Annotated in this window: 6 protein-coding genes, 2 rRNA genes and 1 other annotated feature; of the genes, 1 reads left to right on the top strand and 7 read right to left on the bottom strand. The window is 40.7% G+C overall.

Features of this window, described 5'->3' with window-relative positions:
* Positions 1 to 153: 153 nt before the first annotated feature.
* The 5 genes from serS to guaB all read right to left on the bottom strand — a co-directional run bounded on the left by serS (position 154) and on the right by guaB (position 6,343).
* Positions 154 to 1,428 (bottom strand): serine--tRNA ligase, encoded by a 1,275-nt coding sequence (gene serS / locus ETB99_RS14145; protein WP_171700893.1) that lies wholly within the window; start codon positions 1,426 to 1,428, stop codon positions 154 to 156.
* Between the two features lie 54 nt (positions 1,429 to 1,482).
* Positions 1,483 to 1,698, bottom strand: a binding site (T-box leader).
* Positions 1,699 to 1,754: 56 nt separating this feature from the next.
* Positions 1,755 to 2,333, bottom strand: coding sequence for a pyridoxal 5'-phosphate synthase glutaminase subunit PdxT (gene pdxT / locus ETB99_RS14150; RefSeq protein WP_035021170.1), 579 nt, complete (start codon positions 2,331 to 2,333; stop codon positions 1,755 to 1,757).
* A gap of 18 nt (positions 2,334 to 2,351) precedes the next feature.
* On the bottom strand, positions 2,352 to 3,236 hold the full coding sequence (gene pdxS, locus ETB99_RS14155; protein ID WP_004888477.1) for a pyridoxal 5'-phosphate synthase lyase subunit PdxS: 885 nt from the start codon (positions 3,234 to 3,236) through the stop codon (positions 2,352 to 2,354).
* A gap of 212 nt (positions 3,237 to 3,448) precedes the next feature.
* Positions 3,449 to 4,777: a D-alanyl-D-alanine carboxypeptidase family protein gene (locus ETB99_RS14160; protein WP_375153723.1), complete on the bottom strand. Its 1,329-nt coding sequence runs from the start codon at positions 4,775 to 4,777 to the stop codon at positions 3,449 to 3,451.
* A gap of 99 nt (positions 4,778 to 4,876) precedes the next feature.
* A complete protein-coding gene (gene guaB, locus ETB99_RS14165; protein ID WP_171700895.1) occupies positions 4,877 to 6,343 on the bottom strand; it encodes an IMP dehydrogenase in 1,467 nt (488 codons plus the stop codon).
* 116 nt (positions 6,344 to 6,459) lie between these two features.
* Here guaB and ETB99_RS14170 point away from each other — a divergent pair, with 116 nt between their 5' ends.
* Positions 6,460 to 7,161 carry a YaaC family protein gene (locus ETB99_RS14170; protein WP_077429220.1) on the top strand — a complete coding sequence of 234 codons (702 nt, stop codon included), beginning with the start codon at positions 6,460 to 6,462 and terminating at the stop codon, positions 7,159 to 7,161.
* A 20-nt stretch (positions 7,162 to 7,181) separates the two neighbouring features.
* Here ETB99_RS14170 and rrf read toward each other — a convergent pair.
* A 5S ribosomal RNA gene (gene rrf / locus ETB99_RS14175) occupies positions 7,182 to 7,298 on the bottom strand.
* 97 nt (positions 7,299 to 7,395) lie between these two features.
* Positions 7,396 to 7,517: ribosomal RNA gene (locus ETB99_RS14180) — 23S ribosomal RNA — on the bottom strand; the annotation flags it as partial.

Here is a 7,517-nt window from a genome sequence, read left to right on the forward strand (position 1 = left end):
TCGCACTTACTACCTTACCAGGAGGAGAGCCCGTTTTTCATCTATTTTGCTTACATATCTGACAGGTTCCTTATTATACCAAATCAGGAACCTGTCTTTTTTTCTCCCACAAACATTTTACTCATACATAAAAAAGGGGAGCAAGTTCTCCCCTTATGAAATCACTTCTTTTCCCCCCATATATGGTCGAAGTACTTCTGGAATGACAACTGTTCCATCTTCTTGTTGGTAATTCTCCAAAATCGCTGCCACTGTTCGTCCAATCGCTAGACCAGACCCATTTAACGTATGCACATGTTCTGGTTTTGCCTTTGGATCTCGTCGGAAACGAATATTTGCACGACGAGCTTGAAACGCTTCAAAATTGCTACAAGAAGAAATCTCCCGATACGTTCCATAGCTTGGTAACCATACTTCAATGTCATATTTTTTCGCAGCAGTAAATCCTAAATCAGCTGTACACATGCTCATCACACGATACGGCAAACCTAGTAGTTGTAAAATACGCTCTGCATCATTTGTTAGCTTTTCGAGCTCTTCGTAAGAATCTTCTGGTTTGACAAATTTAACAAGTTCTACTTTATTGAACTGATGTTGACGAATTAATCCGCGCGTATCTCTTCCTGCCGAACCAGCTTCCGAACGGAAACATGCGCTATAAGCAGCGTATTTAATCGGTAAATCATCTGCTGATAAAATTTCATCACGATGTAAGTTTGTTACAGGAACTTCAGCTGTTGGAATTAAAAAGTAATCTTCGCTTTCGATACGAAATGCATCTTCTTCAAACTTCGGAAGCTGCCCCGTTCCCGTCATGCTTGCTCGATTAACGATGTATGGCGGAAGAACTTCTTCATATCCGTGTTGTTCAACATGTACGTCTAACATAAAGTTAATCAATGCACGTTCCAAACGTGCCCCAAGTCCTTTATAAAATACAAATCGGCTTCCTGTCACCTTTGCTGCTCTTTCAAAATCTAAAATCCCAAGTTGATCAGCAATTTCCCAATGTGGTTTCGGTTCAAAGGAAAATGAACGCGGTTCACCCCATTTACGAATTTCTACATTATCATCTTCTGATTCACCAATTGGAACAGATTCATGTGGAATGTTTGGAATGGATAAAAGCAATGTTTCAAGCTGTTGTTCTACTTCGCGCAATTCATCATCAAGTACTTTAATCCGATCACCAACTTGGCGCATTTCAGCAATGAGATGATCCGCATCTTTTTTTTCACGCTTTAGTAAAGCAATTTGTTGCGACACATCGTTTCGCTTATTTTTTAATTCCTCCGCCTGTGCAATGAGTTCCCGACGACGACGATCGAGCTGCTCGAATCGTTCGAAATCCGCTAAATCCTCACCACGATGTTGAAGCTTTTGTTTTACTTCTTCAAAATTAGCACGTAAAAATTTTAAGTCTAACATCAACATGCCTCCTTTTTATTTTGATTAATGAAATAAAAAACTCCCGTCCCGAAAGAAAGGGACGAGAGTGCTCCCGCGTTGCCACCCTAGTTGAAGACATACGTCTCCCACTCGAGAGATATAACGGTTCTCACCGGAAATGCCTACTGACTTAACGCGTTCAGCATCTCGCTCCAGGATGGATTCACAAGTCATTCCTACCGATTTGCACCGACCATCGGCTCTCTGAAAGGAAGAGGGCTTGCTACTAGTTCCTGTCATCGCTTTTTCTTCATATCATTTTCTTGGAAATAATGTACTATAAGTTTAAACAAAATGCAACCCGTTTATTCTTTTGTCTCTTTCACCATGTTGATAAAGTATTGCGTCATACGATGGTCGTCTGTTAATTCTGGATGAAACGAACATCCTAAAAATTGTCCTTGTCTTGCCGCGACAATGCGATCCTCATATGTCGCAAGCACATCAACATCGGCTCCTACAGATACAATGTGCGGAGCTCGAATAAATACACCAATAAAGTCATCCGCGACACCTTTAATTGCTAAAGATGCTTCAAAACTTTCACGTTGACGACCAAATGAGTTGCGTTCAACCGTAATATCCATTAAACCGAGATGCGGCTCATCGTAACCAACAATTTTTTTCGCTAAAATGATTAAGCCTGCACACGTTCCAAACATCGGCTTCCCTTCGCCTGCAAATTGCTTCAGCGGTTCAATAAAGCCGTATTTATCCATCAAACGACGCATCGTCGTACTTTCCCCACCTGGAATGATAAGGCCATCAATCTGTGTCAATTGCTCGACCTTTTTAATCACTACCGCTTCTGCACCACACGCTTCAATCGACCGTACATGTTCACGTACGGCCCCTTGCAATCCTAATACTCCTATTTTCACCATATTCATTGCTCCTTTACATTACCATCCGCGTTCTTGCATTCGTTGTTCAGGAAGCAACGAAGAAATATCAATCCCTTTCATCGCTCCACCTAATCCTTTTGATAAGTGGGCAATTAATTCGTAATCTTCATAATGAGTTGTCGCCTCTACGATAGCACGTGCATATTTTTCAGGGTTTTCTGATTTGAAAATACCAGAACCAACAAATACACCATCAGCACCTAAATGCATCATTAATGCTGCATCCGCTGGTGTCGCAACACCACCTGCTGCAAAGTTAACGACAGGAAGGCGACCGAGACGTTTGATTTCCAATAATACTTCAAACGGAGCACCTAAATTTTTCGCTTCTGTCATTAATTCGTCTTCGCTCATGCTGACGACTTTACGCACTTGCGCGTTTACTTTACGCATATGGCGAACTGCTTCAACAATATTCCCTGTACCCGGCTCACCTTTCGTACGAAGCATAGAGGCGCCTTCGGCAATACGACGAGCTGCTTCACCTAAATCGCGACAACCACATACGAACGGCACAGTAAATTGACGTTTATCAATGTGGAATTCTTCGTCTGCTGGCGTTAATACTTCACTCTCATCAATGTAGTCTACGCCGAGCGCCTCTAATACGCGCGCTTCCACATAGTGACCGATACGCGCCTTCGCCATCACCGGAATAGATACTGCTTTCATCACTTCTTCAATAACTGTCGGATCAGCCATGCGGGCAACGCCACCAGCTGCACGAATATCAGCTGGAACGCGCTCAAGAGCCATCACTGCAACAGCACCTGCTGCTTCTGCGATTTTCGCTTGTTCTGCATTCACGACGTCCATAATGACGCCACCTTTTTGCATTTCCGCCATTCCGCGTTTTACACGTTCTGTACCTGTAACCGCCACCGTTCATTCCTCCCATTATGTATATCGTTATTGTGATATTGTACTGAAAAATAAGTTTAACGACAACTATTCATCGCTTCAGTACACTATCCATATTCTAGCATACGTTTTTACTAGGTAAAAGTGTAGAAACACTAGCTACATTTTTTTATTTTAACTCAATTTTTAAAAAAATCACAATAAAAATTTTAAAGCCCTCTAAAAAGAGAGCTTTAAAATAAACCTTTGATTGCATTTGAAGCACCACTCCAAATATCGCTAAACAGTTCACCAATGGCGCGCAGCGCTAAAACGAAGCCATTTGCTTTCTCTACAGCTTGTTGTGTTACGATGTCAACTTGTGCTGCCTTTTCTCCTTCTTTCGTTAAATAGCCGTAGTCTGTTCCTTCATATTTCACGTACATATATCCAACTTTTTGACCTTTTTTCACAGGAGCTGTTAACGTTTCTTTTTCAATAACAACAACAGGTTTATATTTTTTCTCTTCCCCGCGTTTAATAACAAGCGATAGAGGTTGTTTTGTCGCGATCGCAACTTCTTTTTCTTTCCCTTTTTTTACGGTGACTGTTTTATGTTTTTTCGTCGTATAGCCTTTTGGATACAACTTTTGCACAGTATAGTTGCTAAACGCGTAGTCTAACATTTTTCTCGTTTCTTGAAAACGAGACATATACGTCCCTTTGCCATTCGTTTTCGCATTCATAACAACAGTGATAAAGCGCATACCATTCCGCTCTGCTGTACCTGTAAAGCAATACCCTGCAAACTCTGTATATCCCGTTTTTATACCATCTACACCTTCATATGCTGCGATAAGTCCCGGAAGCATCCAGTTCCAGTTATCCATTTTAATTTGGTCATCTGTTCCTTCTCGGAAATACTTTCGGGGAATACTTGCCGTTTCTAAAATTTCCGGGAACTCGTGATATAAATGATATGCTAATGTGGCTACAGCACGGGCAGACATGACGTTCTCTTCATTATCTCCACTACCTGCAGGGTGCATTCCCCCCAAATCTTTGTTATTTAGTCCGGTTGCATTAACAAACTTATAATCTTTTAATCCTAGCTCTTGCGCTTTTTCATTCATCATCTTCACGAAATTCGTCTCCGAGCCACCAACAATTTCTGCGATTGCAACCGTCGCCCCGTTTGCTGAGTAAATCGCCATTGCTTCGTATAATTCACGTACTGTATATTTTCCATCTTTTCTTAACGGAACATTCGATAAATCGCGCTTTTGAGAAATTTGATATACATACTCACTTACTGCATATTCTTGATCCCATTTCACGCGTCCTTCATGAATGGCCTCTAGCAACAAATACTCCGTCATCATTTTTGTCATACTAGCAATCCCTAAAACGGCATCAATATTTTTTTGGTATAAAATTTTTCCTGTTTCCGCTTCAACGAGAATAGCGGCATCTGCTTCAATATTGAGCACGTCTTCTTCCGCTTTTATATTTTGCGGTAACGTCGCCATAAATAAGAACATTGCTACAATGGAAATGATGAAGCTCTTGTACGATGTTTTCACGCTCAAACCCTCCAACTCTGTTTTACATAACCGTTATTTTAACATACTCTTGTAAAAAAAAATAGACAGAGGAATCTTCCACCTCTGCCTATGTATTTACTACATAAGTGAATAGTTTGGTGCTTCTTTCGTAATTTGGACGTCATGTGGATGGCTTTCTCTTAGTCCTGCTCCAGTCATGCGCACAAATTGCGTTTTTTCTCGCAATTCTTCTAAATTTCTCGTTCCGCAATAGCCCATTCCTGCTCGCAATCCACCGACAAGTTGATAAATGGTATCAGCAAGCGGCCCTTTATAAGGTACTCTTCCTTCAATGCCTTCCGGAACAAATTTTTTATTATCTTCTTGGAAATAGCGGTCTTTACTTCCCTTTTCCATCGCTCCAACTGATCCCATACCGCGATATACTTTAAATCGTCTACCTTGATAAATTTCTGTTTCCCCCGGACTTTCAGATACACCTGCGAGCAAGCTTCCGAGCATAACCGCATGTCCACCAGCTGCTAAAGCCTTTACAATATCACCAGAATATTTAATTCCCCCATCAGCAATAATTGAAACACCATATTTCCTTGCTTCTGTTGCACAGTCATAAATGGCTGTAATTTGAGGAACACCGACACCTGCGACAACCCGTGTCGTACAAATTGATCCTGGACCGATACCGACTTTAATGATATTTGCTCCTGCTTCAATTAGATCTCTTGTCGCCTCTGCTGTCGCGACATTTCCAGCGATAATGTTCAATGTCGGGTAAGTGTCGCGAATTTTCCGTACCGTTTCAAGCACTCCTTTAGAATGACCGTGGGCTGTATCAACTACAATGACGTCAACGTTTGCCTCCACAAGCTTTTTCACGCGCAACATCGTATCTGATGTCACCCCAACAGCCGCCCCGACAAGAAGACGTCCTTTCGCGTCTTTTGCTGCGTTTGGAAATTCAATCACCTTTTCAATATCTTTAATAGTGATAAGTCCTTTTAACACACCTTGATCGTCAACGAGAGGGAGTTTTTCAATTTTGTGCTTTTGTAAAATTTTTTCAGCTTCTGCTAATGTCGTTCCAACAGGAGCAGTAATTAAGTTTTCTTTTGTCATCACATCAGAAATTTTCATTGAGTAATCTTGAATGAAGCGTAAATCACGATTTGTAATAATTCCAACAAGCTTTTGTTCTTCAGCATTGTTCACGATCGGAACGCCTGAAATACGATATTTACTCATTAAATGTTCCGCATCATATACTTGATGTTCGGGGGTTAAAAAGAATGGATCGGTAATTACCCCGCTTTCTGAACGCTTTACTTTATCGACTTGTTCCGCCTGTTGTTCAATTGACATGTTTTTATGAATAATTCCTAATCCACCTTGACGCGCCATCGCAATCGCCATTTCCGACTCTGTTACCGTATCCATTCCTGCGCTAATAATCGGGATGTTCAATTTTAATGTTTTGCTTAGCTCAACCGTTAGGTCGACATCACGCGGCAACACTTCTGACTTCGCTGGAATTAAAAGGACATCATCAAACGTCAATCCTTCTTTCGCAAATTTTGTTTCCCACATTGTTTTTCCCCCTCACTTTGGAAATATTAATTAGTAGAGTATCAACTTCGCTTTTTTCTGTCAAGAAAACATAAAAATGTTAGATAATTCGATCAATTAAATAAGGAGAGCATACGATGTGGGAAGTATTTTACTCTTCAAATTTTGTACATCAATTTTTACTTGAACGCTACAAACAAGAAGGGAGAGAAGATGCAGAAAAGAAAAGTTATGATAATTGTTATCCGTTTATGTACTACTTACAACATGGAAAAAAATTTTATGACACAGCTCGCCAAGCACCATTGGCGATCAAACCTGTTTTATTATTTTATGGAAATGTACAACTTCTTAAAGCGTGTTTATTAACTATTCATGCTGACTACCCAGAATCCTCTACCGTTTTGGCACACGGAGTGTCAACGAGAAAGAGAAAAAAACAAAACTATGATTTTTTTAAAGACGAAGTAAAAATTCAAAAACACGGTTTGTTTACTTATTTTTCTGAAAAAATGTTTCATGTGAAACATGCATATGGGGAAAAATTTTGCATGAAACAGTTGTTAGAGCAGATAGAGGAGCTAACTCCTTTATTTGATTTATATTTTAAACAAGCAAATGGACAAAACAAGCGTATTCATGAAATCATCGCTCACTATTTATTACTATACAATTTAAGTATGATCTGCCGTTATGAAACAGAATGGTGGTACGATCTTCTCCACAGTTATTCCAATGACGCATATCCGTTTATCGTACAGTTTTTAGACGTAACTGAAAGAAAAGTACCGAAATATTTGTATGACTATTTATTACATAATAAAAAAGACCAAGACTAACTTGTCTTGGTCTTTTTCTTGCCCGGCAACGTCCTACTCTCGCAGGCGGTGTCCCGCCAACTACCATCGGCGCTGGAGAGCTTAACTTCCGTGTTCGGGATGGGAACGGGTGTGACCTCTCCGCCATCGTCACCGAGCAAACATGCTTTTTCGTTTCGCCTCTTTCGGCGTGAAGGATAATTCCTTCAAAACTAGATAACAGGCTAAACAGTCGCCTTCGCTTTTCGTATGTGTTTAGTTAAGTCCTCGATCGATTAGTATCCGTCAGCTGCACGTGTCGCCACGCTTCCACCTCGGACCTATCTACCTTGTCATCTTCAAGGGATCTTACTCGCTTGACGCGATGGGAAATCTCA

This window comes from Anoxybacillus sp. CHMUD (assembly GCF_013096965.1).
Classification (GTDB): Bacteria; Bacillota; Bacilli; order Bacillales; family Anoxybacillaceae; genus Anoxybacillus; species Anoxybacillus kestanbolensis_A.

Bases quoted from the DNA above. Each gene is read 5' to 3' on its own strand.
- serS (WP_171700893.1), bottom strand. From the start codon at position 1,428: ATGTTAGACTTAAAATTTTTACGTGCTAATTTTGAAGAAGTAAAACAA.
- pdxT (WP_035021170.1), bottom strand. From the start codon at position 2,333: ATGGTGAAAATAGGAGTATTAGGATTGCAAGGGGCCGTACGTGAACAT.
- guaB (WP_171700895.1), bottom strand. From the start codon at position 6,343: ATGTGGGAAACAAAATTTGCGAAAGAAGGATTGACGTTTGATGATGTC.
- ETB99_RS14170 (WP_077429220.1), top strand. From the start codon at position 6,460: ATGTGGGAAGTATTTTACTCTTCAAATTTTGTACATCAATTTTTACTT.